The organism is Cellulosimicrobium sp. CpK407 (assembly GCF_051844275.1).
In the GTDB taxonomy this organism is placed as follows: Bacteria; Actinomycetota; Actinomycetes; order Actinomycetales; family Cellulomonadaceae; genus Cellulosimicrobium; species Cellulosimicrobium cellulans_G.
Genome location: NZ_JBGNYC010000001.1, coordinates 95,658 through 121,610, shown reverse-complemented (window position 1 = coordinate 121,610; position 25,953 = coordinate 95,658). Strand labels below are relative to the sequence as shown.

General features: G+C 75.0%; 23 protein-coding genes. 9 read left to right on the top strand and 14 right to left on the bottom strand.

The features are described 5' to 3' along the window. Positions 1 to 121 precede the first annotated feature (121 nt). Positions 122 to 2,380, bottom strand: coding sequence for an ATP-dependent DNA helicase RecG (locus tag ABWU78_RS00525; RefSeq protein WP_439157259.1), 2,259 nt, complete (start codon positions 2,378 to 2,380; stop codon positions 122 to 124). Then, on the bottom strand, positions 2,377 to 4,257 hold the full coding sequence (locus ABWU78_RS00520; protein WP_353708879.1) for a DAK2 domain-containing protein: 1,881 nt from the start codon (positions 4,255 to 4,257) through the stop codon (positions 2,377 to 2,379). The genes ABWU78_RS00525 and ABWU78_RS00520 overlap by 4 nt, the downstream gene beginning before the upstream one ends. Before the next feature lie 323 nt (positions 4,258 to 4,580). Here ABWU78_RS00520 and rpmB point away from each other — a divergent pair, with 323 nt between their 5' ends. Next, on the top strand, positions 4,581 to 4,772 hold the full coding sequence (rpmB, locus tag ABWU78_RS00515; RefSeq protein ID WP_024840757.1) for a 50S ribosomal protein L28: 192 nt from the start codon (positions 4,581 to 4,583) through the stop codon (positions 4,770 to 4,772). Positions 4,773 to 4,948: 176 nt separating this feature from the next. After that, positions 4,949 to 5,464 carry a GNAT family N-acetyltransferase gene (locus ABWU78_RS00510; RefSeq protein WP_253050479.1) on the top strand — a complete coding sequence of 172 codons (516 nt, stop codon included), beginning with the start codon at positions 4,949 to 4,951 and terminating at the stop codon, positions 5,462 to 5,464. 9 nt (positions 5,465 to 5,473) lie between these two features. Here ABWU78_RS00510 and ABWU78_RS00505 read toward each other — a convergent pair whose 3' ends face one another. Next, positions 5,474 to 6,487 (bottom strand): thiamine-phosphate kinase, encoded by a 1,014-nt coding sequence (locus ABWU78_RS00505; protein WP_439157258.1) that lies wholly within the window; start codon positions 6,485 to 6,487, stop codon positions 5,474 to 5,476. 64 nt (positions 6,488 to 6,551) lie between these two features. On the opposite strand from ABWU78_RS00505, the gene ABWU78_RS00500 reads away from it, so the two are divergent. After that, positions 6,552 to 7,106, top strand: a complete 555-nt coding sequence (locus ABWU78_RS00500; RefSeq protein WP_353708877.1) for a DUF3515 family protein — start codon at positions 6,552 to 6,554, stop codon at positions 7,104 to 7,106. A gap of 24 nt (positions 7,107 to 7,130) precedes the next feature. Here the strand turns inward: ABWU78_RS00500 and ABWU78_RS00495 are convergent, their stop codons facing one another. Beyond that, the gene (locus ABWU78_RS00495; protein WP_047232575.1) at positions 7,131 to 8,300 is read right to left on the bottom strand and encodes a D-alanine--D-alanine ligase family protein; all 1,170 of its coding nucleotides are present in this window, start codon (positions 8,298 to 8,300) and stop codon (positions 7,131 to 7,133) included. A 220-nt stretch (positions 8,301 to 8,520) separates the two neighbouring features. Here ABWU78_RS00495 and ABWU78_RS00490 point away from each other — a divergent pair, with 220 nt between their 5' ends. From ABWU78_RS00490 to ABWU78_RS00475, 4 genes are all read left to right on the top strand, one after another. After that, positions 8,521 to 9,951 carry a hemolysin family protein gene (locus ABWU78_RS00490; protein WP_353708876.1) on the top strand — a complete coding sequence of 477 codons (1,431 nt, stop codon included), beginning with the start codon at positions 8,521 to 8,523 and terminating at the stop codon, positions 9,949 to 9,951. Continuing rightward, positions 9,948 to 10,979, top strand: coding sequence for a hemolysin family protein (locus ABWU78_RS00485; protein ID WP_353708875.1), 1,032 nt, complete (start codon positions 9,948 to 9,950; stop codon positions 10,977 to 10,979). Before ABWU78_RS00490 ends, ABWU78_RS00485 begins: the two co-directional genes overlap by 4 nt. An 80-nt stretch (positions 10,980 to 11,059) precedes the next feature. Beyond that, the gene (locus ABWU78_RS00480) at positions 11,060 to 12,265 is read left to right on the top strand and encodes an acyl-CoA dehydrogenase family protein (protein WP_353708874.1); all 1,206 of its coding nucleotides are present in this window, start codon (positions 11,060 to 11,062) and stop codon (positions 12,263 to 12,265) included. An 89-nt stretch (positions 12,266 to 12,354) separates the two neighbouring features. Continuing rightward, positions 12,355 to 13,506, top strand: a complete 1,152-nt coding sequence (locus ABWU78_RS00475) for a trans-sulfuration enzyme family protein (RefSeq protein WP_439157257.1) — start codon at positions 12,355 to 12,357, stop codon at positions 13,504 to 13,506. Between the two features lie 16 nt (positions 13,507 to 13,522). Here the strand turns inward: ABWU78_RS00475 and ABWU78_RS00470 are convergent, their stop codons facing one another. Then, positions 13,523 to 13,882, bottom strand: coding sequence for a DUF6191 domain-containing protein (locus ABWU78_RS00470; RefSeq protein WP_353708872.1), 360 nt, complete (start codon positions 13,880 to 13,882; stop codon positions 13,523 to 13,525). A gap of 169 nt (positions 13,883 to 14,051) precedes the next feature. Here ABWU78_RS00470 and ABWU78_RS00465 point away from each other — a divergent pair, with 169 nt between their 5' ends. Then, complete coding sequence (locus ABWU78_RS00465) at positions 14,052 to 14,774, top strand: AMIN-like domain-containing (lipo)protein (protein ID WP_439157256.1); 723 nt, start codon at positions 14,052 to 14,054, stop codon at positions 14,772 to 14,774. 28 nt (positions 14,775 to 14,802) lie between these two features. On the opposite strand, the gene ABWU78_RS00460 is transcribed toward ABWU78_RS00465, so the two are convergent. From ABWU78_RS00460 to ABWU78_RS00435, 6 genes are all read right to left on the bottom strand, one after another. Beyond that, complete coding sequence (locus ABWU78_RS00460; protein WP_353709507.1) at positions 14,803 to 15,861, bottom strand: NAD(P)H-dependent glycerol-3-phosphate dehydrogenase; 1,059 nt, start codon at positions 15,859 to 15,861, stop codon at positions 14,803 to 14,805. Positions 15,862 to 15,881: 20 nt separating this feature from the next. Then, entirely contained in the window at positions 15,882 to 16,607 is a 726-nt protein-coding gene (locus ABWU78_RS00455) for a lysophospholipid acyltransferase family protein (RefSeq protein WP_353708870.1), read from the bottom strand. A gap of 32 nt (positions 16,608 to 16,639) precedes the next feature. After that, positions 16,640 to 17,245 carry a response regulator transcription factor gene (locus ABWU78_RS00450; RefSeq protein ID WP_047232570.1) on the bottom strand — a complete coding sequence of 202 codons (606 nt, stop codon included), beginning with the start codon at positions 17,243 to 17,245 and terminating at the stop codon, positions 16,640 to 16,642. Next, a complete protein-coding gene (locus ABWU78_RS00445; protein ID WP_353708869.1) occupies positions 17,242 to 18,546 on the bottom strand; it encodes a sensor histidine kinase in 1,305 nt (434 codons plus the stop codon). The genes ABWU78_RS00450 and ABWU78_RS00445 overlap by 4 nt, the downstream gene beginning before the upstream one ends. Before the next feature lie 75 nt (positions 18,547 to 18,621). Then, complete coding sequence (gene murA, locus ABWU78_RS00440; RefSeq protein ID WP_064317243.1) at positions 18,622 to 19,938, bottom strand: UDP-N-acetylglucosamine 1-carboxyvinyltransferase; 1,317 nt, start codon at positions 19,936 to 19,938, stop codon at positions 18,622 to 18,624. Positions 19,939 to 20,312: 374 nt separating this feature from the next. Beyond that, positions 20,313 to 21,353 (bottom strand): adenosine deaminase, encoded by a 1,041-nt coding sequence (locus tag ABWU78_RS00435; RefSeq protein ID WP_353708868.1) that lies wholly within the window; start codon positions 21,351 to 21,353, stop codon positions 20,313 to 20,315. Between the two features lie 202 nt (positions 21,354 to 21,555). Between ABWU78_RS00435 and ABWU78_RS00430 the strand changes: the two genes are divergently transcribed. Then, the gene (locus tag ABWU78_RS00430) at positions 21,556 to 22,917 is read left to right on the top strand and encodes a lytic polysaccharide monooxygenase (RefSeq protein ID WP_353708867.1); all 1,362 of its coding nucleotides are present in this window, start codon (positions 21,556 to 21,558) and stop codon (positions 22,915 to 22,917) included. A 50-nt stretch (positions 22,918 to 22,967) separates the two neighbouring features. On the opposite strand, the gene ABWU78_RS00425 is transcribed toward ABWU78_RS00430, so the two are convergent. Genes ABWU78_RS00425 through ABWU78_RS00415 form a run of 3 tightly spaced genes read right to left on the bottom strand, consistent with a single transcriptional unit; the run spans position 22,968 to position 25,804 of the window. Beyond that, positions 22,968 to 23,672 (bottom strand): response regulator transcription factor, encoded by a 705-nt coding sequence (locus tag ABWU78_RS00425; RefSeq protein ID WP_353708866.1) that lies wholly within the window; start codon positions 23,670 to 23,672, stop codon positions 22,968 to 22,970. Then, complete coding sequence (locus ABWU78_RS00420) at positions 23,669 to 24,925, bottom strand: sensor histidine kinase (RefSeq protein ID WP_439157255.1); 1,257 nt, start codon at positions 24,923 to 24,925, stop codon at positions 23,669 to 23,671. Before ABWU78_RS00420 ends, ABWU78_RS00425 begins: the two co-directional genes overlap by 4 nt. Before the next feature lie 9 nt (positions 24,926 to 24,934). Next, positions 24,935 to 25,804: a lysostaphin resistance A-like protein gene (locus ABWU78_RS00415; RefSeq protein WP_439157254.1), complete on the bottom strand. Its 870-nt coding sequence runs from the start codon at positions 25,802 to 25,804 to the stop codon at positions 24,935 to 24,937. Positions 25,805 to 25,953 lie beyond the last annotated feature (149 nt).

Sequence of the window (25,953 nt, the reverse complement as noted above, 5' to 3'; positions counted from 1 at the left end):
CCCTGGGCCGAGACGGCGTAGCCGGGCCCGGTCCGGGACAGGGCGCGAGCGTGCGCGCACCCTCGCGACGCCTGCGGCCTCGACGACCGGGGGACGACGGGGACGGTGGACCACGACCGCCTCACGCCCGCTCGAGGAACTCCTCGCGCTCCGGGTCGAGCTGGTCGCGGATCGCGTCGGCGAGCGCCGGGTGGCCGGTCAGGTCCGGATCCTCCGCCACGACGGCGGCGGCGTCGGCGCGCGCGGTCGCGATGACGTCCGCGTCCTTGACGACGCGCAGGAGCCGCAGAGAGCTCGCGCGCCCCGACTGCGCGGCCCCGAGGACGTCGCCCTCGCTGCGCAGCTCGAGGTCGACGGTCGCGAGCTCGAACCCGTCGGTGGTGCGCGCGAGGGTCTCGACGCGGGTCGCGGCAGGCGTGCCGGGCTGCGCGGTCGACACGAGCAGGCACAGCCCCGCCGCGGACCCGCGCCCGACGCGCCCGCGGAGCTGGTGGAGCTGGGAGATGCCGAACCGGTCGGCGTCGAGCACGACCATCGCCGTCGCCTCGGGGACGTCGACCCCGACCTCGACGACGGTCGTCGAGACGAGCACCTGGACCGCACCGGACGCGAAGTCGGCCATCACGGCGTCCTTGTCCGCCGGGGGCATCTGCCCGTGCAGCACCCCGACCTCGAGCCCCGCGAGGCGCGGGTGCGCGCGCAGCTCCTCGGCGACCTCGAGCACCGCCCGCAGGGGCGCGCGGTCCGAGGCGTCCGGGGCGTCGGGGTCGAGGAGGAAGTCGGGCACCTCGTCGAAGTCGTCGGTCCGCTTCGACGGCGCGTCGGCGTCCGGCTCGTCCGGGTGGATGCGCGCGCACACCACGTACGCGCGGTGCCCGGCGTCGACCTCCTCGCGCACGCGCGCCCACGTGCGCTCCATCCACGCCTCGTTGCCGGCGGGCACGACGTGGGTCGTGATGCCGGCGCGCCCGGCCGGGATCTCGGTGAGCGACGAGGTCTCGAGGTCGCCGAACACGGTCATCGCGACCGTGCGCGGGATGGGGGTCGCCGTCATCACGAGCAGGTGCGGGCTCGTACGGGCCTTGGCCCGCAGCGCGTCGCGCTGCTCGACGCCGAACCGGTGCTGCTCGTCCACGACGACGAGGCCGAGGTCGGCGAACTGCACGTTCTCCGACAGCAGGGCGTGGGTGCCGACGACGATCCCGGCGGCGCCGCTCGCGGCGTCGAGCAGCGCCTCCTTGCGCGCCGCCGCGCCGAGCGACCCCGTGAGCAGCGCCACGCGCGTCCCGTGCTCGGCGCCCCCGAGGAAGCCGCCCTCCGCGAGCGGGCCGAGCAGCGCGCGCAGGGTGCGCGCGTGCTGCGCGGCGAGCACCTCGGTCGGGGCGAGGAGCGCCGCCTGCCCGCCGGCGTCGATCACCTGGAGCATGGCGCGCAGCGCGACGACCGTCTTGCCGGAGCCCACCTCGCCCTGCAGGAGACGCTGCATCGGGCGCGGGAGCGCGAGGTCGGCCGCGATCTCCTCCCCGACCTCGCGCTGACCCGTCGTCAACGTGAACGGGAGGGCGTCGTCGAAGTCGGCGAGGATGCTCGGCTCCCCCGGGCCACGGAGGGGTCGCGCCGTCGCGGGCTCGGCCGCGGCGCGGGCCCGGCGCTGGGCGAGCGCCGCCTGGAGGACGAACGCCTCCTCGTACCGCAGCCGGTCGCGCCCGCGCCGCCACTGCTTCTCGTCGTAGGGCTCGTGCACGTCGCGCAGCGCCTCGAGCCGCGTCCCGAGCCCGTGCCGCTCGCGCTCGGCGTCCGGGAGCGGGTCCGGGACGTCCTCCTCGCGCAGCGGGTCGAGCACGGTGCGCACCGCGGGCTGGATCTTCCAGCTCGGGATGCTCGCGCTCGCGGGATAGATCGGGATGGGCCGGCTCGCCTCGAGCACGGCGCTCTCCGCGTCCTCGGCGTCGTCGTCGACCCCGATGATCTTGTAGTCGGGGTGCGTGAGCTGCCGCGTGCCGCGGTACAGCCCGACGACGCCGGTGAAGAGCCCGTGCCGCCCCGGCGCCAGCCGTTGCTCGTGGTAGCGCAGGACGTTCGGGCTCTTGGCGAAGAACGTGAGCGAGAGCTGCTGCGGACCGTCGGTCACGACCGCCTCGAGGATCGCGCCCGCGCGGTTGCGCATGCGCCGGACCGTCGCGCTGCGGACCTGCGCGACGATCGTCACGTGCTCGCCGAGCGCGAGACCCCCGAGGTCGGTGAGGCGCCCCGGGTCGCCGTACCGCCGCGGGTAGTGCCGCAGGAGGTCCCCGACGGTCTCGAGGCCCAGCTTCGCGAGCGGACCCGCGCTGCGCGTGCCGACCGCGCGGGTCAGCGGCTCGGCCAGGCGATCGCTCATCCCTCGGCCTCCACGGTGACCTCGATGTCGTCGGCAGCGTCCTCCGGCCCCTCGGCGGCGAGCGTGACGGCACCGCCGTCGCGGCCCGAGCGCAGGAGCACGACCTCGGCGCCGTCCCCGGTCGCGCGCGCCGCGAGCGCGTCGAGGGCCGCGTCCGGCACGTCGTCGTCGGCGAGCACCGTGACGAGCGTGCCGGCGCGCACACGGAGGGGTTCGAGCCCGTCCGCGAGCCGTCGCGCCAGCTCGGGCACCGGCACGCCCGGGGCGTCGAGCCGAGCCCACCGGGCGGCGGCGAGCGCCGACCGTGCCGCCTCGAGCCGCTGCGCCGCACCGGGCTCCACGAGCTGTGCGGCGGCGAGCGCCACGGCGACGTGCAGGTCGGTCACGGCGGGCAGCACCTCGAGCGTCCCGACCCCGTCCTCGCGCAGGGTCGCGCGCAGGGTCGCGGCGTCGTCCTCCGGCAGGTCCGCGCCGGGCAGGAGCGCGACGTGCGACGCGCGGGCGTCGACCGCGACGCGGTGCAGGGCGGTCAGGTCGACGGGACCGGGAGCCTCCCGCAGCAGCACGACGGCGCCCGCGCGGGCGAGGTCCGCGACGAGACCGGGCGCCGTGGTCACGGCGACCAGACCCGGGCCGTCCGCCGCCACGGTCGCGACGTCGTGCGCCCCGCCGGCAGCGGTGTCCAGGGCGTGGCCCTCCTCGTGGGGCCCCGGGAGGTGCCGGACCCGCACCTGGCGCAGCGCGGCGTCGTCTCCCCCCGCGGTCGACGCGGCCTTCTCGCCGACGCCCCGCGCGGACCGCAGGCCCGCGACCGCGGCACGTCCGACGGCGACCGCGGCCATCGGGTCGTCGGTGTGGACGTGCGCCTGCCAGAGCCCCGAGCCGTGGTCACCCGGCCCGCCCACCACGACGACGGAGTCGCCGATCCGCGCGAGCTCGGCACGGAGCGGCTCGGCGGGGTCCTCGACGGGCGTGCCGGCCGGGTCCACCGCTCCACCCGCGGGGACGTCGACCACGAACATCACCTCGAACGCACCCCCCTCGTGGACGTCCTGCGGACCGGCACCTGCCTCCCGGGGCGAGCCCGCCACCGGAACCATGCCGGCCATCATGCCGAGCACCTCCGACACACCCGCCACTGCCGGCCCCGCGGCGTCGCGTGCGGGCGCCGGTGCCGAGGCGGCCTCCACGGGGTCGACCGTCGGGACGACACCCGTGCGTCGCGCGTCGAGCGCCGCGACGAGCGCGCCGAGGACCAGCACCAGGCCGAGGGCTCCGGCGTCGAGGACCTGCGCCCGCGCGAGCACGTCGAGCTCGCCGGTGCTGCGCAGCGCCGCGGCGCGCGCCCCGTCCCGGGCCGCGGCCGCGACGACCGCGGGCGAGGAGGCGCCGGGCCCGTCCGCCGCGGTCGCGGCCGCGCGCGCCGCGGCGTCGGCGGCCGTGAGGATCGTGCCGGGTGCGGGGCGGGCCACCGCGCCGCGGGCGGTGCGGGCGGCGCGGTCCAGGCCCCCCGCGAGCGCGGCACCGGTCACGGTCCGGTGCTCGGCGAGCGCGAGGGCGAGCCCGCGGAGGTACTCGCTGAGGATGACGCCCGAGTTGCCGCGCGCCCCGACGAGCGCACCGCGGGCCAGGCGCACGAGCAGGTCGCCGGCGCCGCCCGCGGCCCCCGTCTCCCCGCCTCCCGCCGGGTCGCCGCCGGGCAGCGCGCGGACCGCGTCCAGGAGCGTGAGGTACATGTTGGTGCCCGTGTCCGCGTCCGCGACCGGGAAGACGTTCACGCGGTCGAGCGACTCGCGCGCGTCGGCGAGCGCACGGACGCCACCGTGGCCCCACGCGACGACGACGGCGGCGTCGACCACGTCGGCTCCGGGGCTCACGTCGGACCGGCTCCTCGCGCTCGGGGGACGACCGCGCCGGGTGGCCGGACGGTCGGACGGCACCGCGGGCCGTCGGGACCACGGTAGTCAACCGCGCGCGCCGTGGGGGCGCCCGCCGGGCCGCCTCCGGGCGCGCGCGGGTGTGACGAGCGCCCGGTTTGAGCTCGGGCCCTCGGATCGGCTACCCTGACGAGGTTGCCCGGGTGCTTCGCGCGCCCTCGACACCGTCGAGGAGCCGCCGAGGAACACCGGGCGAGACACCCTACAGACCATTCAGGACGTCGCCGCTGCGTGCGCGACGTGCACGACGATCAGGAGAAACCGTGGCTGCCAACTGCGACGTCTGCGGCAAGGGCCCGGGCTTCGGGCACAGCATCTCGCACTCCCACATCCGGACGAAGCGCCGCTGGAACCCGAACATCCAGCGCGTGCGCGCCGTGGTCGCGGGGACGCCCAAGCGCCTCAACGTGTGCACCTCCTGCCTCAAGGCCGGGAAGGTCACCCGCCCCGCCTGAGCATCGCGAGACTCTGTGACGAGAGCGTCTGCCGGTTCCCGGCAGGCGCTCTCGTCGTCTCTGCGGCACGACCAGCCCCGCGACCACGGGCGACGACCCCCCGGAGATGCGGAGATCTCCTGAAGATCGGGACAAACCGGTTTGGCGGATCCGGGCCGCGGTGGCAGTCTTTGTGCATGGTGACGGAACTGAGCGAGGTAACCATCCGCCCGGCCGCTCCCGCGGACGCGAGCGCCATCGCGGCCGTGCACATCGCGTCCTGGAGGGGCGCGTACGCGGGCATCGTCCCCGACGAGTACCTGGCCTCGCTCGACCACGACCAGCGCGAGCAGCACTGGGTCCAGAGCCTCGCCACCGCGGGCGCCCGCACGTGGCTCGCCGACGCGGACGGCCGCACGATCGGCTTCGCGACGCTCGGCCCGAGCCGTGACGAGGACGCCGAGCCCGGTGACCTCGAGATCTACGCCATCTATCTCGACCCGGAGTCCTGGGGCCGCGGCGTCGCGCGCGACCTCATGCGCACCATGCTCGGCGAGGTGCGTCCCGGCACGACGGTCACGCTCTGGGTCCTCGAGGACGCGGAGCGCGCGCGCCGCTTCTACCGTCGCCACGGCTTCGTGCCGGACGGCGTCGAGCGACGGGACGACATCGGCGGCAAGGACCTGACCGCCGTCCGCTACCGCCGGGGCTGACCGCCGCGCTCAGGCGCGGAAGTGGTCCCACCCCGTCGCGCGGTGCGCCACGCGGCCGTCGACCCGGACGCCGGGATCGTCGCACCACGCACGTCGGACCGTGCCGATCGCCCGGAACCCGTCGGGCAGGTCGGCGTCGGCGGGGAACGTCGCGAGCAGCGCGTGGTCCTCGCCTCCCGACAGCACCCAGCCCTCGGCGCGGTCGCCGGCGTCCGTCGCGGCGTCGCCGTCCCCGCTCGTGCCGTCGAGCACGACCGCCGCCGCGCGCAGGCGGTCGTGGTCCGCGCCCAGCGCGGCGAGCTCGAGGTCCACGACGACGCCGCTCGCCCGCGCCATCCGGCCCGCGTCACGCAGCAGCCCGTCGGACACGTCCATCATCGCGGTCGCGCCGGCGTCGGCGGCCGCAGGCCCCGCGGCGAGCGGCGGGTCGGGGCGCAGGTGCGCGACGACGAGCGCGTCGTCGAGGTCCGCCCGGTCGGCGTCGAGCAGCGCGAGCCCCGCCGCGGACCGGCCGAGGCCCCCCGCGAGCGCCACGACGTCGCCCGGCCGTGCGCCGGAGCGCAGCACGGGCTCGCGGCCCTCGAGGTCGCCGTGGACGGTGACCGCGACGACGACCTGGTCTCCTCCCGAGAGGTCCCCGCCAACGACCGCGGCGCCGAGGGGCGTGCACGCGTCGGCGAGCCCGCGCGCGAGGCCCGTGACCCAGTCGACGGGCAGGTCGCCCGGCATGACGAGCGAGACGACGAGCGCCGCGGGGCGTGCACCCATGGACACGACGTCGGCGAGGTTCTGCACCGCGGCCCGCCACCCGACGTCGTACCCGGACGACCAGCGCCGACGGAAGTGCCGGTCCTCGACGAGGACGTCGGTCGACACGACGTAGCGGCCGTCGGGCGCCGCGACGACGGCGCAGTCGTCCCCCGGACCGACGAGGGTGGTCGGCGCGGTGGGCAGCAGAGGGAAGATCCGGGCGAGGAGCGCCTCCTCGGGCACGTCGCGGACCAGCAGGGGCGTCTCGCTCACGCCGCCACCCTAGTCGCCGCCCGGGCGGTCACGGGCACCCTCCGCGGGCCGCTACGGTGGTCGCGTGCTCGACGCCGTCCCTCCCGCCTCGCCGTCCACCCACCCCGGTGCGCCCCGGCCCCGCCGCTCGCACCCCCTCGTCCGAGCCCTCGCGGTGCCGGCGCTCCTCGGCGTCGTCGCGGCGACCGCCGCGTGCGCGCCGCGCATCGGCGTCCCGGTCGCGGACGACGCCCAGAACCCGCTGTGCGCGGACGTCGTGCTCGCGCTGCCGGACACCCTGGGCGAGGACCTGGCGAAGGTCGGGACGACGAGCCAGGCCACCGCGGCATGGGGCGAGCCGGGCGCCGCGGTGACGCTGCGGTGCGGCGTCGAGGTGCCCGGCCCGACGACGACCACGTGCCAGAGCGTCGAGTCCGCCGGCGGCACCGTGGACTGGCTCGTCGTCGAGGACCAGGGCACGTGGACGTTCACGACCTACGGACGCGACCCCGCGGTGCAGGTCGTCGTGCCGCCGGCCGTGACCGAGAGCCACTCCACGTCGTTCATCGCCGACCTGGGGCGCGCGGTCATGGAGGTCCCGCAGACGCGCGCGTGCGTCGGCGCGGGCGACCTGGGCTGAACCCGCCCGGGTCGGCGCACGGGGTCAGCGCAGGCCGGTGGGCCGCTCGAGCGCGAGCGCGACGAGCTCGTCGATGAGCTCGGGGTAGCTGAGCCCCGACTTCTCCCACATGCGGGGGTACATCGAGAACGGCGTGAAGCCGGGCATGGTGTTGATCTCGTTGACGACGACCTGCTCGTCGGGCGTGACGAACACGTCGACGCGCGAGAGGCCCTCCGCACCGACCGCCTCGAACGTGCGGACCGCGATCTCGCGCACGCGCTCCACGAGGTGCTCGGGGAGGTCGGCGGGGCACGACAGCTCGACCCCGGCCTCGTCGAGGTACTTGGCCTCGAAGTCGTAGAAGTCGTGCGCCTCGCCCGTGACGACGATCTCGCCGGGCAGCGACGCGCGCGGGCGCGCGCCACCGCGCCCGCCGAGGACGGCACACTCGATCTCGCGACCGACGACGCCCGCCTCGACGATCACCTTGGGGTCGTGCTCCTGCGCGGCGGCGATCGCGGCGGGCAGGTCCGCGAGGTCGTCGACCTTGGAGATGCCGAGGCTCGACCCGGCGCGCGCGGGCTTGACGAACACGGGCAGGCCGAGGGCCGCCACGGTCTGCGTCCACGCCTCGGGGTCGCGCTCGAACGCGCCCGGGCGGATCACGGTGTACGGGGAGACGGGCAGCCCCTCGCCCGCGAGCACGAGCTTCATGAAGTGCTTGTCCATGCCGACGGCGGACGCGAGCACGCCCGCGCCGACGTAGCGGACGTCGGCGAGCTCGAGCATGCCCTGGAGCGTGCCGTCCTCGCCGTAGGGGCCGTGCAGCAGCGGGAAGACGACGTCCACCTCGCCGAGCACGCGGGGGACGTCGCCCGGGGTGAGGACGCGCAGCTCCCGGCGCCCGGTCGACAGCGGCAGGATGACCTCCTCGCCGGTCGGCTCCACCTGCGGCAGGCGCCCCTCCGTGATCTCCCAGCGCGCGGGCTCGTCGGCCGCGAGGACCCACTCGCCCGTCGGCGTGATCCCGACGGGGACCACGTCGTAGCGCGAGCGGTCGATCGCGCGCAGGACGCCCGCGGCGGTCGCGGCGGAGATGGCGTGCTCGCCGGAGCGGCCCCCGAACAGCACGAGGACGCGGGGCTTGCGGGGCGCGCCGGTGGGGTGCTCGTCGGTGGACGGCACGGACCGGTCGGGGCTCTGGCTGGACATCGCGGACGACCCTACCGGACGCCTGCTCGCGCGCCCGACGCGCGCAGGTCCGTCGCCCCGGGAACGATCCGGGGGCGTCCCGCGTTGGGGTTGCCGTGGAAGACACGACTCTCGAGGCCCCCGCGGCCGACGACCCCGACCATAGTCCCGGCCGCACCGGCCCCGGCAGCGAGCGGACGCGCGAACGCGTCCCCGACGACCGGAGGGCGGTGCGGGCACGATGACGACCTTCCTCTCCCTCCTGCTCGGGCTCCTCGTGGTTCTCGCGATCACGGCGGCGACGGCGTACTTCGTCGCCCAGGAGTTCGCCTACATGACCGTCGACCGCTCCCGCCTGGGAGCCAAGGCGGAGGCCGGCGACGAGTCGGCCCGGCGCGCGCTCGCCGTCACGAGGCGCACGTCCTTCGTCCTGTCCGGGGCCCAGCTCGGGATCACCGTGACGGGCCTGCTCGTCGGCTACGTGGCCGAGCCGCTCATCGGCGAGTCGCTGGGCACGATGCTCGGCGGCGTGGGAGTACCCACGGGCGTCGGCGTGGCGGTGGGCACCGTGCTCGCCCTCGTGCTCTCGACGATCGTCCAGATGCTCTTCGGCGAGCTGTTCCCCAAGAACCTCGCCATCGCGCGGCCCGAGCCGCTCGCGAAGGGCCTGGCCCGCTCCACGACCGCCTACCTCACGGTGTTCGGCTGGCTCATCGCGGTGTTCGACAAGGCGTCCAACGCCCTGCTGCGCCTCCTGAAGATCGAGCCCGTGCACGACGTCGACAACACCGCGACCGCGCGCGACCTCGAGCACATCGTGGCCGACTCGCGCGAGAGCGGGGACCTGCCCGACGAGCTCTCCGTGCTGCTCGACCGCATCCTCGACTTCCCCCAGCGGGACGTCGAGCACGCGATGATCCCGCGCTCGCGCGTCGGGACGGTCCGCCCCGACGCGACCGTCGCCGAGGTCCGCGAGCTCATGGCCCGCGCCCACACCCGCTACCCCGTGGTCGACGAGACGGACCAGCCGCTCGGCGTCGTCCAGCTCGCCGACGTCCTGGCGACCGACCTGCCCGACGGCGCGCCCGTCACCGCGCTCATGCGCCCGGCCGTCGTGCTGCCCACGCTCATGACGCTGCCCGACGCGCTCGCGCAGCTCAACGCCACGCGCAACCAGCTCGCGTGCGTCATCGACGAGTACGGCGGGTTCACCGGCGTGCTCACGGTCGAGGACCTCGCCGAGGAGCTCGTGGGCGAGATCACCGACGAGCACGACCCGGAGCAGCCCGTCACGGTCACGGCCGAGGACGACGGCGTGTGGGTCATGGGCGGCGACGTCCACGTCGACGAGGCGGAGCGCGCGATCGGGCAGGACCTGCCGCGCGGCGACCACGAGACGGTCTCCGGGCTCCTCATCGCCCAGCACGGCGCCCTGCCGCGCGCGGGCGACACGATCGAGGTCCCGCTGCCGGACGACCCGGCCGACCTCGTCCACGACGTGCCCGTGCACCGCTCGCTCGTCGTCGACGTCCTGTCGGTCGAGCGGCACGTGCCGCGCCTCGTGCGGGTCCGGCTCGTGGAGCAGCGGGGCGACGCACCCGCCGCCGACGAGACGGGCGAGAGCGCCCGACCGACCACACGCCCGGCGACCGCTGCGGAGGAGTCCCGATGAGCAACCCCTGGGTCGTCGTCGTGGCGACCGTCGCGATCATCGCGCTCAGCGCGTTCTTCGTCGCCGTGGAGTTCGCGCTCCTCGGCGCCAAGCGGCACCGCCTCGAGGACGCCGCTCCGACCAGCCGCGCCGCGCGCGCGGCGCTGCGCAGCTCGAACGAGCTGACCCTGCTCATGGCGGGCGCGCAGCTCGGCATCACGGCGTGCACCCTCGCGCTCGGCGCCATCACCAAGCCCGCGGTGCACCACTGGCTCACCCCGGTCTTCGAGACCTGGGGCGCGCCCCTGTGGGCCGCCGACGTCGCGGGCTTCGTGCTCGCGCTCGTCATCGTGACGTTCCTGCACCTCGTCATCGGGGAGATGGCGCCCAAGTCGTGGGCGATCGCCCACCCGGAGCGCTCGGCCACCCTGCTGGCGCTCCCGATGCGCGGGTTCATGTGGGCGTTCCGCCCGCTCCTGCGCTGGCTCAACGCGCTCGCGAACCGCTGCGTGCGGGCCGTCGGCGTCGAGCCGGTCGAGCACGTCGAGGGCGGCGGTCAGGACCCCGCGACCCTGCGCCACCTCGTCGAGCACTCGGCGAACGTCGGCGCGCTCGAGGCGTCGTACCGCGTCCAGATCTCCGGTGTCATCGAGCTGGAGACCCTCACTGTCGACGCTCTCGTGCCCGCGGAGGGCCGACCCACGTCGGTCCCGGCGACCGCCACGGCCGCGGACGTGCGCGCCGCGTCCGCCCGGTCGGGCCACCTGCGCATCCTCGTCGAGAACGGGAGCGTCGTACCGAAGGTCGTGCACGTGCGCGACACGCTGCTGGAGCCCGACGACCGGCCCGCCGGGGAGCTCGCGCGCCCGGGGTTCGTCCTCGCGTCCGGGACGACCGTGCACGCCGCGCTCGCGCGCATGCGCGAGTCGAGCGAGCAGCTCGCGGTCGTCATGGACGGCGAGCGGTTCGTCGGCGTCGTGACGCTCGCCGACGTGCTGCGCCGGATCCTGCCGACCCCGGAGGATCCGGTGCCCGCGCTCGTCGGCTGACCTGCCCGGCGTACGGTGGAGGGCCTCGGCGACGCGCGTCGCCGGGGCCCCTCGCCGTCCGCCCCGACCGAAGGCAGGCCATGCCCACGCCCGTCACCCCGTCGTCCTCCCCGTCCTTCTTCGCTCCCCCGTTCCCGGAGCCCCGCTCCCTTCTGTCCGACGACCTGCTCGACGCGGTCCGTGGCCGCGCCGCGGGCTACGACCGCGACAACGCGTTCTTCGACGAGGACCTCGCGGCGCTCGTCGACGCGGGATACCTGCGCGCGCTCGTCCCCACGTCGTTCGGCGGCGCCGGGCTCGGCCTGCGCGAGGTCGCGCACGAGCAGGCACGCCTCGCGGGCGCGGCGCCCGCGACGGCGCTCGCGGTGAACATGCACCACGTGTGGACCGGCGTCGCGCGCTACCTGCACGAGCGCGGCGACTCGTCGCTCGACTGGCTGCTCGAGGAGGCCGGCCGCGGCGAGGTGTTCGGCTTCGGGTACTCCGAGGGCGGCAACGACCTGGTCCTGCTCGGTTCGCGCACCGAGGCACGACCGGACGGCGCGGGCGGCTACACGTTCCACGGCCGCAAGATCTTCACGTCCAACTCGCCCGCGTGGACGCGCCTGGGCGTCCTCGGCCTCGACACTGCGTCCGACGACGCCCCGCGCCTCGTGCACGCGTTCGTCCCCCGGGACTCCGGGGTCGAGGTGCTCGACGACTGGGACACGATGGGCATGCGGGCCTCGCAGTCCCGGTCCACGGTGCTCGACGGCGCTCACGCGCCCGCCGACCGCGTCGTCCGGCGCCTCGCGCCCGGCCCCACGCTCGACCCGCTCGTCGTGGGGATCTTCACGACGTTCGAGACCCTCCTCGCGTCCGTCTACACCGGGATCGCGGAGCGCGCGCTCGAGCTCGGCGTCGCCGCGGCGCGCCGCCGCACGTCGATGAAGAACGACGGCGCGTCGCTCGCGCAGGACCCGGACATCCGGTGGCGACTCGCCGACGCCGCGCTCGCGCTCGACGCGGTCTGGCCGCAGATCGACACCGTCGCGGGCGAGCTCGACGCGCTCGTCGACCGCGGCGCGGGCTGGTTCCGCGCGACCGCGGGGCTCAAGGTGCGCGCCACGGAGACTGCGAAGACGGTGGTCGACCAGATGGTGCGCGTCGCCGGCGGGTCGAGCTACTTCGCCGGCAACGAGCTGGGCCGCCTGTACCGCGACGTGCTCGCCGGGATCTTCCACCCGTCCGACGACGAGTCGGCCCACTCGACGGTCGCCCAGTCCCTCCTGGGCCCGCCCGCCTGACCTTCCCTCCCTCCACCCGCCGAGTCGGGTGGTGGTCAGGGGGTGGTTGGTCGGGGCAGCCGTCGCGCAGGCGGGCGTACGCTGCGGCCATGAGCGACCCGCACGTCCCCGCCGCCCTCTCCCCCGCGACCGTCGCCGTCGCTGCCGGGCGGCCCGAGCGCGGGCAGGGCGCGCCCGTGAACCCGCCGATCGTCTTGTCGTCCACGTACGTCTCGCAGGGTGTACAGCAGCCTGGTGAGCTCCTGTACACGCGGATGGACACCGAGACCTGGCACCCGTTCGAGGAGGCGCTCGCCGCGCTCGAGGGCGCGGCGGAACCGGGCGTGGTCTTCGGCTCGGGGATGGCGGCCGTCGCGGCCGTCTTCTCGTTCGTCCCCGCCGGTGGCAGGGTCGTCCTTCCCCGGCACGCCTACCAGGTGACGCTCGGCTTCGCGGACGACCTCGCCGCGCGCGCGGGCGTGGAGGTCGTCCGCGTCGACGTCGCGGACACCGACCAGGTGCTCGCCGCTCTCGACGGCGCCTCGCTCCTGCTCGTCGAGTCGCCGACCAACCCCATGCTCGAGGTCGCCGACCTGCCGGTGCTCCTCGCGGCGGCGCGCGACCGGGGCGTGCTCACCGCCGTCGACAACACGTTCGCGACACCGCTCGGGCAGCAGCCGCTCGCGCACGGGGCCGACGTCGTCGTGCACTCGGTGACGAAGTACCTCGCCGGGCACTCCGACGTGGTCCTCGGCGCCGCGGTGGCCCGGACGCCCGAGCTCGTCGCGGCCCTGCGCGCGTACCGGACCCTGCACGGCTCGATCCCCGGCCCGTTCGAGGTGTGGCTCGCGCTGCGCGGCCTGCGCACCCTCGCGCTGCGCGTCGAGCGCGCCCAGGCGAACGCCGCCGAGCTGGCCAGGCGGCTCGCCGACCACCCGGACGTCGTCGACGTGCGCCACCCGAGCCTGCCGACGGATCCCGGTCACGAGCGCGCGTCGCGCCTCATGACGGGCTACGGGTCGATCCTCGGGGTCCGCCCGCGCGGCGGAGCGTCGGGGGCTGACGCGGTCGTCGCGGCCGTGCGCCTGTGGGTGCCGGCGACGAGCCTCGGCGGCGTGGAGTCGAGCCTGGAGCGTCGCCGACGGTTCGCGACCGAGTCGCTCACGGTCCCCGAGGACCTGCTGCGGCTCTCCGTGGGCATCGAGGACGTCGAGGACCTCTGGCAGGACCTCGACCGCGCGCTGCGGGCACCCGCCGACTGACCTCCCCCGAGGTGCGCTACCGTGCCTCGACGTCCGGGCGCCCGGGCCGCGACGGGTCGGGCGTGCCCACCGGGCCCGCCGGGACGTAGAAGACGCCGTCGTCGAGGTCGACGTCGAACGGACGCCCCTCCGCGGGGCGCTGCACGATGTCGAGGCGCTGACGCTCCTTCTCCTCGGTGAGGTGCGTGCGGCTCGGCTGGAAGATCTCGACGATCTCGCCGAACATGCCCGACGACGCGCTCTCGCCCCCACCCGCGTCGCGGCGGGCGCGCGCCTCGGCGCCGGAGGTGAACCGCGTGATCCCGACGACGAGCAGCACCGTGAGCGCGACCGTGACGAGCACGCCCACCGCGTCTGCGCCGATCCCCTGCAGCATCTCCCGAGCCTAGCGTCGACCACCCCGACCGGACCACGACGGCAAGGCCCCGCGCACACGACCCCGGGACGACGTCGACATCCTGCCGAGACACCGCCGTGACCCGACCGGAACCGGACCGTGCCCTGTCCGCCGCGCGGGCGTGACCTGCGCTTTCTACGATCGAGCCATGAGGACACGACGAGCGGTGCAGACCGGAGGCCGGCGAGGACGGCCCGCCCTGGCGAGGCCGCGACGACGCCCCGCGGCAGCCGCCGCGGCAGCGGGGCTCGTGCTGGCCCTCGCCGCGTGCACGCCGGGCGGCACGGACGACTCCCCGTCGCCGTCGGGCACCGCGACGAGCGACTCGCCCAGCCCCACGGACGCGCCGTCCGACGGGTCGGGCGAGAACCCGACGGACGACTCGTCGGCACCGGCCGACGACGCGACCGAGGCCCCGCTGCCGTTCCCCGCGAACACCGATCCCGACACCCAGGACCCGTCCGCGGACGCAGCCCTGACCGTGACGGACATCCGGATCGGTCACCACGACGGCTTCGACCGCGTCGTCTTCGAGCTCGGCGGCACGGGGGCGCCCGGGTGGCTCGTCGAGTACGTCGACCAGCCGATCGACGACGGCAGCGGCAACGTCGCGACCGTCGACGGCGACGCCTACCTGCAGGTCATGATCTCCGGCTCGGGATACCCCATGGACACGGGCGTCGACGAGTACGCGGGCCCCAACCCGGTGCGCGCCGGCGACGACGGCGAGGTCGAGGAGGTCCTGCTGCGCGGGGTCTTCGAGGGCTACACGCAGGCGTTCGTCGGGGTCGACGACGAGCAGCGACCCTTCCGGGTGTTCTCGCTCGAGGACCCGACGCGCGTGGTGGTCGACGTCCGCGACGACGACTGACGCTCCGCGCCCGGCCCCGCAGCCGTCCTCAGCGCTCCGCCGAGATCCCCTCGGCCTTCTGCGGCCGGGCGAGCAGGCCGCGCGCCATCTCGTCGACGGGCATGCCCTCGTGCAGCACCGCGACGACGCCGGCCGTGATGGGCATCTCGACGCCCACCTTCTGCGCGAGCTCGAGCACCGACCGGCAGGACTTGACGCCCTCGGCCGTGCCGCCGGTGGCGGCGATCGCGTCGTCGAGGCTCAGCCCCTGGCCGACGTGCTTGCCGAGCGTGTGGTTGCGCGAGAGCGGCGACGAGCACGTCGCCACGAGGTCGCCCATGCCCGCGAGGCCGGGGAACGTCTCGGCGTCCGCCCCGAGCGCGAGGCCCAGGCGCGTGATCTCGACGAGCCCGCGGGTGATGACCGTGGCCGTGGTGTTGTAGCCGAACCCCCGCCCCTGGGCGATCCCCACCGCGAGGGCGATGACGTTCTTGACCGCGCCGCACAGCTCGACCCCGACGACGTCGCGGTTCGTGTAGGGACGGAAGTACGACGACGAGCAGGCCCGCGCCACGTACCGCGCCACGTCCTCGTCGACGCACGACACGACGGTCGCCGTCGGCTGGCGGTGCGCGATCTCGCGCGCCAGGTTCGGGCCCGACACCACGGCGACGCGCTCGGGCGGCAGCCCGAGGGACTCGGCGACGACCTCGCTCATGCGGCGGTCGGTGCTCAGCTCGACGCCCTTCATGAGCGAGACCGCGACGGCGTCGGGCTCCAGGTGCGGGCGCAGCTCGGCGAGCGTCGTGCGCGCGACCTGCGAGGGGATCGCGACGACCACCAGGCCCGCCCCGGCGAGCGCGTCGCGCGCGTCGGTCGTCGCCCGGATGCCCGCGGGCAGCTCGATCCCCGGGAGCCGCTTCTCGTTGCGGCGCTCGACGTTCACCTGCGCGGCGACCTCGGGGTCGCGGCCCCACAGGCGGACCTCGCAGCCGGCGTCGGCGAGCACGGCGGCGAACGTCGTGCCCCAGCTCCCCGACCCGAGGACCGCGGCGACGACGCGCTCCGGGGGAGGGGCGTCGTCGGCGCCGAGCGGCGCGGGACTGATCTCGACGGTCTGGTCCCCGCTCACCGACGGCGCTCCGAGCCCGGGTGCTGACGCAGGTCGAAGCGCTCCGCGGGCGCCTTCGCGCCGCGGATCTCCTCGAGCTGGCGCGTGATCGCCGCCATGATGCGCTCGGTCGCCTCGCGCAGCGTCGCGGTGTCCTGCGGGCGGTCGTAGAGGTCGGACAGGTCGACGGGCGGGCCGGCGTGCACCGCCACCCGCTTGGGCGGGATCGGCTTGAACACCTTGCCGTACGGCGCGAGGAGCTGCTCGGCGCCCCACTGCGCGATGGGAACCACAGGGGCGCGGCTCGTCAGGGCCAGCCGCGCGACGCCCGTCTTGCCGACCATGGGCCAGCCGTCGGGGTCGCGCGTCAGCGTCCCCTCGGGGAAGAACACGACGCACTCCCCCTCGTCGAGGCGCGCGGTGGAGTCGACGAGCGACTGCGCGGCGCCCGCGGTACCGCGGTGGACCGGGATCATGCCCGTGCGACGCAGGATGCCCCCCAGGACCGGCACCGTGAACAGCGACGCCTTGGCCGTGATCTTGGGCGCGCGCCCCTGGTCGTAGAGGAAGTGCGCGAGCGTCACGGGGTCGACCTCCGTGACGTGGTTCGCCGCGGCGATGAAGCCGGTCGCGGGAAGGTTCTCCGCGCCGCGCCAGTCACGGCGGGTGATCGCGAAGAGGATCGGGCGCAGGAAGAACGCGAGGGTCTTGTACGCGCGCGGGGTCTCGGGCAGGCTCGGCACGGTCACCGAGCCTACCGGGCGCGGCCCGCCGCTCAGATCCAGCCGTGCCGCCGCGCCACGTGCGCCGCCTCGTGACGGTTCGCCGCCCCGAGCTTCGCGGCGGCCGACGACAGGTAGTTGCGCACCGTTCCTGGGGCGAGGTGGGCGCGCGTCGCGATCTCCTCGACGGGCGCCCCGTCGGCGGCGAGCTCGAGCACGTCCGCCTCGCGCGCGGTGAGCGGGCTCGCGCCCGCGGCGATCGCCTCCGCGGCCAGCTCGGGGTCGACGTAGCGGCCGCCGTCGCGCACCTGCCGCACGACGTCGGCGAGCACGCGCGACGAGACCGTCTTGGGCAGGAACCCGCGCGCGCCCGCCTCCAGCGCGCGCTTGAGATAGCCCGGCCGGCCGTGGCTCGTGACGATCACCACACCGCACGACGGCAGGTCGCGCGCGAGGCGCTGCGCGACCTCGACCCCGTCGAGCCCGGGCATCTGGAGGTCGAGCACCGCGACGTCGGGCTCGAGCTTGAGGGCGGCGGCGACGGCCTCGGGACCCGAGGCCGCCTGCGCCACGACCTCCAGGTCGTCCTCGAGGGCCAGGAGCGACGCGACGGCGTCGCGGATGAGGTTCTCGTCGTCGGCGAGCAGGATGCGGATCACGCGCGCGTGGTCCTCTCGGTGGTGGGGGCGGGAAGGTCGCGAGCGCTGCCCCGCGCCGGTGCCCCCCGGGCCGCGCCGTCGTCGGGCACGCGCGCGACGAGGCGGTACCGGCCGCCGTCGGACCACGTGCGCAGGCTCCCGCCGGCGCCCTCCAGCCGCTCCCGGAGACCGACCAGCCCGGAGCCGCGTCCGTCGCCCGTCCCCGTGGGGGCGCCGTCGTTGACGATCTCGACGACGCTCGACGTCCGGTCCCGGTGCACCGTGATCGTGCACGTGCGGGCGGTCGAGTGCCGCACCACGTTGGTGACGCCCTCGCGCACCGCCCAGGCGAGCGCCTCCTGCGCGTCGGCGCCGACCGGGGTCTCCTCGCCGTGGACGGTCGTCTCGATGCCCGCCGAGCGCAGGACCGAGCGGGCGCCGACGAGCTCGGCCCCGAGGTCGGCGGTGCGGTAGCCGGCGACGACGGCGCGCACCTCGCGCAGCGCGTCCTGCGCGATCCGGCGCACCTCGAGCATCTGCTCCTCCGCGCCGGGGCGGCCCCGGGCGGCCAGCTCCGCGGCGAGCTCGCTCTTCACGGCGACGACGGACAGCGTCCGCCCGAAGACGTCGTGCAGGTCGCGGGAGAACCGCAGCCGCTCCTCCGCGACGGCGAGCCGGGCGTGGAGCACGCGCGTGCGCTCCTGCTCCCACACGATGCCGAGCATCCACACGGACACGCGGTAGGACCCGAACACGGCGACGAGCATGATCGTGCCCGACAGCCCGAGGCCGAACGCCATGCCCGCGGTCGTCGAGGTGATCGGCCCGGTGCCCACCCACACGGAGCACCCCGTGACCGCGCCGAACAGGACGGCGAGGAGGGCGAGGCGCCGGAAGGTGAGGAGCGGCACGACGGCGAGCGTGCCGAACCCGAACCCCAGCAGGAGCGCGTAGTACCGGGCGCTCCCGGCGACGTCGTCCGCCGAACCGACCGGGAAGGTCCAGAACCCGACCACCGCGACCGCGAGGGACACGGCCCCGTGGAGCGCGAGCAGCCACGGGCGCACGACCGGGCCCCCGAGGAAGTGCACCACCCCCGCCCGGAGCATCGCGAGGCACGTGACGGTGTGCGCGAGGACGAGCAGCAGCCACGCGTTGACGGCCCCCGGCCGGAACGTCTGGTCGACGCCGACGAGCGCGAGCGCGAGGAACGGCTCGAACAGCGAGAGCAGGTACAGCGACCAGCGCGTGTAGGCGTCGAACCGCTCGGGCGCGGTCCGACGGCTCCACACGTCGAGGAACGTGCGTGGTCGGGTGATCACGTCGACCAGCGTCGCACGCACGCGCGCCGCAGCGCCGTGACAGGCGTCATGACCTGCGGTGACGACGCCGCGGGGTCAGTCGCGGCGGACGTCGGCACCGAGCGCGACGAGCTTCTCCTGGAAGTTCTCGTAGCCGCGGTCGATGAGGCTGATGCCGCGCACGGTCGACGTGCCCTTCGCCGCGAGCGCGGCGATGAGGTGGGAGAAGCCGCCGCGCAGGTCGGGGACCTCGATGTCGGCCGCGGCCAGCGGCGTCGGGCCGGAGATCACCGCGGAGTGGTGGAAGTTGCGCTGGCCGAACCGGCAGTCGCGCCCGCCCAGGCACTCCTTGTAGACCTGGATGGTGGCGCCCATGCCGCGCAGCGCGTCGGTGAAGCCGAACCGGTTCTCGTAGACCGTCTCGTGCACGATCGACAGGCCCTTGGCCTGGGTGAGCGCGACGACGAGCGGCTGCTGCCAGTCCGTCATGAAGCCGGGGTGCACGTCCGTCTCGAGGACGATCGGCGACAGGTCGCCGCCCGGGTGCCAGAACCGGATGCCGTCGTCCTGGACGTCGAAGCGGCCGCCGACCTTGCGGAACGTGTTGAGGAACGTCATCATCTCGGGCTGCGTCGCGCCCTTGACCGTGATGTCACCGCCTGTGGCGAGCGCGGCCGACGCCCACGACGCCGCCTCGATGCGGTCGCCGAGCGCCGTGTGCGTGTACCCGTCGAGGCGGTCCACGCCCTCGATGCGGATCACGCGGTCGGTGTCGACCGAGATGATCGCGCCCATCTTCTGGAGCACCGCGATGAGGTCCATGATCTCGGGCTCGATCGCGGCGTTCGCCAGCTCCGTGATCCCCTCGGCGCGCACGGCCGTGAGCAGGAGCTGCTCCGTGGCCCCCACCGACGGGTACGGCAGCGCGATCTTGGTGCCCTGCAGGCGGCGCGGGGCGCGGATGTGGATCCCGTTCTCGCGCTTGTCCACGACGGCGCCGAACTGGCGCAGGATGTCCAGGTGGTAGTTGATCGGCCGGTCGCCGATCCGGCACCCGCCCAGGTCGGGGATGAACGCCTCGCCCAGGCGGTGCAGCAGCGGGCCGCAGAACAGGATCGGGATCCGGCTCGAGCCCGCGTGCGCGTCGATGTCCGCGACGTGCGCCGACTCGACGTTGGAGGGGTCCAGGTCGAGGATCCCCGCGTCCGGGTCGGACTTCACCGCCACGCCGTGCAGCTCCAGCAACCCCGTCACGACGCCGACGTCGCGGATCTGCGGCACGTTGCGCAGCACGCTCGGCGACTCCCCCAGCAACGACGCCACCATCGCCTTGGACACGAAGTTCTTCGCGCCCCGTACGGTGATCGTCCCGTCCAGCGGGGTCCCGCCGTTGACGTACAGCACATCCTTCATGAGCTCTGGTCGCCCTCTCGCCAGCCGATGGTCCGTGGTGCCCCTGCGGGCCCGGTCCCGCGTGTCGTGGCCGCGGACGGCTCATCCGCGGGCGCGGGGCCCGAGTGCGCCAACATGCGGCACCCGGAGATTATTCACCCCCGCGGGCATGCTCGCCGCCATCCGGACGGCGGCGGCCGTCCCCGACACGTTACTCCCCGGTACGCCTGCGCGGGACGAGCGCCCAGAACCGCGAGGTAGAGCCCTGGTCCCGCGGGGTAGAGCCCTGGTCATGACCATGCCTCTACCTCGGCGGACCAGGGCTCTACCTGGGCGGACCAGGGCTCTCTCCCTCGGCGGACCGGGGCTCTCCCTCGGTGCAGCCGGAGGCCGGGTCAGACGGCGGTCGGGTCGAACCCCGCGACGTACCGGTCGATCTCGGCGAGGTAGGCGGCCCGCTGGGAGTCGCCCAGCCACGACGCCTCGAACGAGTTCCGCGCGAGCTGCACGACCTCCTGGGTCGTCAGGTCCGCGGCGTCCGCGAGCGCCACGTAGTTGTCGGCCACGTAACCGCCGAAGTACGCGGGGTCGTCCGAGTTCACCGTGACGCGCACGCCCGAGCGCAGCAGGCCCGCGATCTCGGTCGCCTTCATGTCGTCGGTGACGAACGAGTTCGAGACGGGGCAGCACGTGAGCCCCAGGCCGCGCTCGCGGACGACGTCGACGAGCGCCGGGTCCTCGACGACGTTCGTGCCGTGGTCCACGCGGTCGACGCCGATCTCGTCGAGCACGGTGCGGATGTTGTCGATGCTGCCGACCTGGTCGATGTCGCAGTGCATCGTGAGCCGGTAGCCGAGCTCGCGGGCGCGCGCGAAGACGTCGGCGAACTTCTGCGGCGGGTTGTCGCGCTCGTCCGAGTCGAGCCCGACGCCCAGGATCTTGTCCCGGAACGGCACCGACGCCTCGAGCGTCTCTGCCGCGCTCTGTGCGGAGTGGTCGCGCAGGAAGCACAGGATGAGGTGCGCGTCGATGCCGTGCTTGCTCGGCGCCTCGGCCGCGGCGCGGTGGTAGCCCGTCACGACCGCCTCGAACGGCACGCCCCGCGACGTGTGCGCCTGCGGGTCGAAGAACATCTCGGCGTGCTTCACGCCGTCCGCCGCCGCGCGGGCGAGGTAGGCGTCGGCGAGCTCGTAGAAGTCGTCCGCGGTCTGCAGCACCTCCATCGCCGGGTAGTACACGGCGAGGAAGCTCGTCAGGGAGTCGAACGCGTAGGTCGCGCGCACCTCCTCGACCGTCGTCTGGCCGATGTCGATCCCGTTCTTCTGCGCGAGCCGCAGCTTGAGGTCGGGCTCGAGCGTGCCCTCCAGGTGCAGGTGCAGCTCCGCCTTGGGCAGGCCGGTGACGAACTCACGGGTGGGCGTCGTGGGCGCGGGCATGGGTCTCCTTCTCGGGTCGGTGTCCCCCCGCCCCCATCCTCCCCCGTGCACGACGCCGGGGCGCACCCGCCCCCGGGACGGCCGCACCGGCGTCGGGCTCGCGGGGACGGTGGCGGCCCGAATCGATTAGGCGGCTGACGCCGCGGGCGGGTGCGAGGCATGGTCGTCGCGTTCGACATCCGAGAGCGAAGGAGCTGGAGAGATGCGACGCATCGCAGCGTGGGCCGCCGCCGTGGTCCTCGGCGCGGCCGGGCTCGTGGCGGCCTCGCCACCCGCCCCGGCCGCCGCGCACGGGGCGGAGGTGTTCCCGGGGAGCCGCCAGTACCTGTGCTGGGTGGACGGCCAGACGGGCAACGGGCAGGTCGACCCGCAGAACCCGGCGTGCGCGAACGCCTACGCGGTCAGCGGGACCTCGGCGTTCTACAACTGGTTCGGGAACCTGGACTCGAACGGCGCGGGCCGGACGGTCGGCTACGTCCCCGACGGGCAGATCTGCGACGGCGGGGGGCGCGGCCCGTACGACTTCAGCGGGTTCAACGCCGTGCGCGACGACTGGCCGCGGACGCACCTGACCGCCGGGGAGACCTACCAGTTCCAGCACAACAACTGGGCCGAGCACCCGGGACGCTTCGACGTCTACGTCACCCGGGAGGGCTGGGACCCGTCGAGCCCGCTCGCCTGGGACGACCTCGAGCTCGTCGACAGCGTGACGAACCCGCCGGACACGGGCGGACCCGGCGCCCTGAACTACTACTACTGGGACGTCACGCTTCCGGCGGACCGCAGCGGCGACCACATGATCTTCACCCACTGGGTCCGCTCGGACAGCAACGAGAACTTCTACTCGTGCTCCGACGTCGCGTTCGACGGCGGCGCCGGCGAGGTCACGGGGATCGGCGACGACGGCGGCGAGCCGACCGAGCCGGCGTGCCCCGACGAGGCGCCGGGCGCCCCGGGAACGGTGATGGCCATGTCCGTCACCGCGACCAGCGCGCACGTCATGTGGGGTGCCGCCGAGTCCGGGTGCGTCACCGGGTACGACGTGCTCGACCCCGTCACCGGCCAAGTCCTCGCGAGCACCGACGGGTCGCCCATGGTCGACCTCACCGGTCTCGAGCCCGACACGGCGTACACGGTGGAGGTCCGGTCGCGGAACGACCACACCGGGGCGGTCTCCGGGACCAGGAACGTCACGTTCACGACGCTGGACGACGGCGGCACCCCCGAGCCCACCGGCGCGTGCACCGTCGACTACTCCGCGGCCGCCTGGGGCGGCACGAGCACCGGGTTCACCGCGTCGGTCACGGTGACCAACACGTCCGCCGCGACCGTGGACGACTGGGTCGTCACGTTCGACTACCCCGGGGGTCAGCGGGTCGACGCGCCGGGATGGAGCGCGGCCGTCGCCCAGACGGGCACCACGGTCACGGCGACCCACCCGGCGTGGCAGCCGAGCATCGCGCCGGGGCAGTCGGTCACGTTCGGCTACAACGGCGCGACCACGACGGCCGGCACCCACCCCGATCCCACCGGGTTCACGCTCGACGGGGTCGCCTGCGACTGACGCGCGACGACGGTGGGCCGGCGGGGACCGCCCCGTCGGCCCACCCACCTCTAGTCCGTCGCCGAGACCAGACCCACGCGGTAGGCGAGCACGACCGCCTGCACCCGGTCCCGGAGCCCGAGCTTGGCCAGGATCCGGGACACGTACGTCTTGACGGTCTCGGGGGTGATGACGAGCACGCTCGCGATCTCCGCGTTGGACAGCCCCGCGGCGAGCTGCTCGAGCACCTCGAGCTCGCGCGGGGTCAGGGCACGCACGACGTCGTCCCGCGCGGGGCGGGAGGCGTCGGTCGGCCGCACCCGCTCGGCGTAGCGGCCGACGAGGGCGCGGGTGACGCTCGGGGCCAGCAGGGACTCGCCCCGGGCGATCGTCCGGATGCCCTCGACCAGCTCGGCGGGAGGGGCGTCCTTGAGCAGGAACCCGCTCGCCCCGGCGCGCAGCGCCTCGTAGACGTACTCGTCGACGTTGAACGTGGTCACCATGAGCACCTTCGCCGGCGTCTCGACGTCGGGCCCGGCGATCTGCCGTGTCGCCTCGATGCCGTCGAGCACGGGCATCCGGATGTCCATGACCACGACGTCGGGGCGCAGCCGTCGCGCGGCCTCGACGGCCGCCCGGCCGTCCTGCGCCTCGCCGACGACCTCCATGTCGGCCTGCGCGGAGAAGATCGTGACGTAGCCGACCCGCACCAGCTCCTGGTCCTCGCAGACCAGGACGCGGATCGGGGGCCGTGGCCCCGGCGGCGAGACGGTCATGGGCTGCTCCTGGTCGGGGCGGTGGTCGGGGCGGTGGGGATCCGGGCCCGCACGCGGAATCCCCCGTCAGGCGTGGGGCCGGTCTCCAGGTCCCCGTCGAGGACGCGGACGCGCTCGCGCAGACCGGCGAGCCCGCGACCGGCCGGTGGCGCCGGATCCACGGTGCCAGGCCCGTCCGGCGACGGAGTTCCCGGCCTGGCGACCGACGAGTCGGGTCCGCCGGTGCTCACCTCGGCCTCGACGTGGTCGGCGCCGTGCCGCACGCGGACCGTGGTCGGGCGCCCGGGCGCGTGCTTGAGCGCGTTGGTCAGGCCCTCCTGCACCACCCGGTAGGCGGCGAGCCCGACGGCGTCGGGCAGGTCGCGCCGTCGACCCTCCTCCGTCCACTCCACCGGTTGGCCGGACCGGCGGGCCTGGTCGACGAGGTCGCCCACGCGGCCGAGGACCGGCGCCCGCTCCGCCGGGGCCGCCTCGCCCGTGGCCTCGAGCACGCCCAGCAGGTGCCGGAGCTCCGTCAGGGCGCGTCGCCCGGTGCCGCTGATCGCGACGAGCCCTTCGGCGGCGCGGTCGGGTGCCGCGTGCAGGAGGTACTGCGCGGCGTCGGCCTGCACGACCATCGCGGTCACGTGGTGCGTCACGACGTCGTGCAGGTCCCTCGCGATCCGGGCGCGCTCCTGAGCGGTCGCGACGGCGGCCGCGAGACGCCGACGCTCGACCTCCTCGGCCCGCCGGCGACGCACTCCCGCGCCGGCCGACCAGATCACCACCAGGACGAGGTAGAACGCGAGGAACACGGGCAGCCGGTTGGGCGAACCGAGGCCGGACAGCGTGGCCGCGAGGACGACGTAGCCACCGGTCACCACGGCGGCGATGATCCGACGAGACCGCGCCAGGTGGGCCCCGGCGGTGTACAGCGCCACGTAGAGGCCGACGCTCGCGAACGTCGGCGGGCAGGCCAGCACCTGCGCCGCGGCGAAGGCGGCACCGACGACGGCGAGGCAGACCCCGGGTACGCGGCGGCGGAACGCGAGCGGCAGGCACTGCGCGAGGGCGAGCGTCACCGCCAGCGCGTCCGTCGGCCGCTCGGGCAGGTCACCGAGCTCGACGCCGATCGTCGAGAGCGTCGGGACGAACCCGAGCACCGCGAGGGCGACCGCGAGCGACGCGTCCAGCGCGTCCTGCCGTCCCGGTCGCCACCGTCGACGCGGCTCACCGGGGCGAGACGCCCGGTCGAGGACGGGGGTGTCGGGCACGGCCCGAGCCTACGGGCGACGACGGCGGGCCGGGACCCACGTCCCACGCCGGCGCGCGAGCACGAGCATCGGGACGGCGATCAGCGCGCCGAGCACCACGGTCACCACCGACCCCTCGATGCCGAACGCTCCGCCCGTCAGCAGGCTCGGCCCCGAGACGCCGGCGACCAGCAGGCCCGCGGAGGCGTGCCCCGAGACGGGGATGCCGAGCAGCGCGATCGTGGCGTTCCAGGCGAGGTGCAGGCCGATGGCGAACCACAGGTTCCGCCGCCAGAGGAACGCGGCGCCGAGCAGTCCGCCCGCCTCGATCGCGATCGCCAGCGCGCTCCACGCGGTCGCGGCCGGGTTGAACAGGTGCGTGAGACCGAAGAACAGGGCCGTGATCCCCAGCGCGACCCAGCTCCCGAGCAGACGCTCGAGCGCCTGGAGCGCGAAGCCACGGAACATGAGCTCCTCGGTGACGGCGGCGCCGACGGTCACCGCGACGATCGGTGCCACCACCGCGAGGAGGTCGCCGTCGGCGACGCGGAACGTGTAGCCGCCGAGGGCCGTGACGACGGCCGCGGACACCGCGACGAAGCCGAGCCCGACCGCGGCGCCCAGCAGCGCCTCCGGCACCGCGCGGCGGCCGGCGAGCTCGGGCGTGCGGCGGTGGGCGACGCACCGCATGACCACCCGGTAGACGACGACCGCGAGCGCCGCGCCCAGCACGGGGAGCAGCAGGAACTGTTCGGCCGACGCCGTCAGACCTCCGACGAGGGCGACGCCGACCACGCCGATCAGCATCCACGTCAGGGGGTGCCGCAGGAAGCGGGACATCGGGCCGCCGCCGTCGTCCTCCCGGGTCCGGGGGCGAGGTGTCGTGGTCGTCGTGCTCATGCGGGCCTCCGTCGCTGTGCGTGACCGCCCGGCTGGGCGACCACCGGCAACGCTAGGAATCCGGGCGCTCCGGCGAATCACCCCCGGGTGAGCAGTCCGGATAGCTCTCACGGGGGACCCACGCCGCGGCAGACCCGCCTCGTGACGCC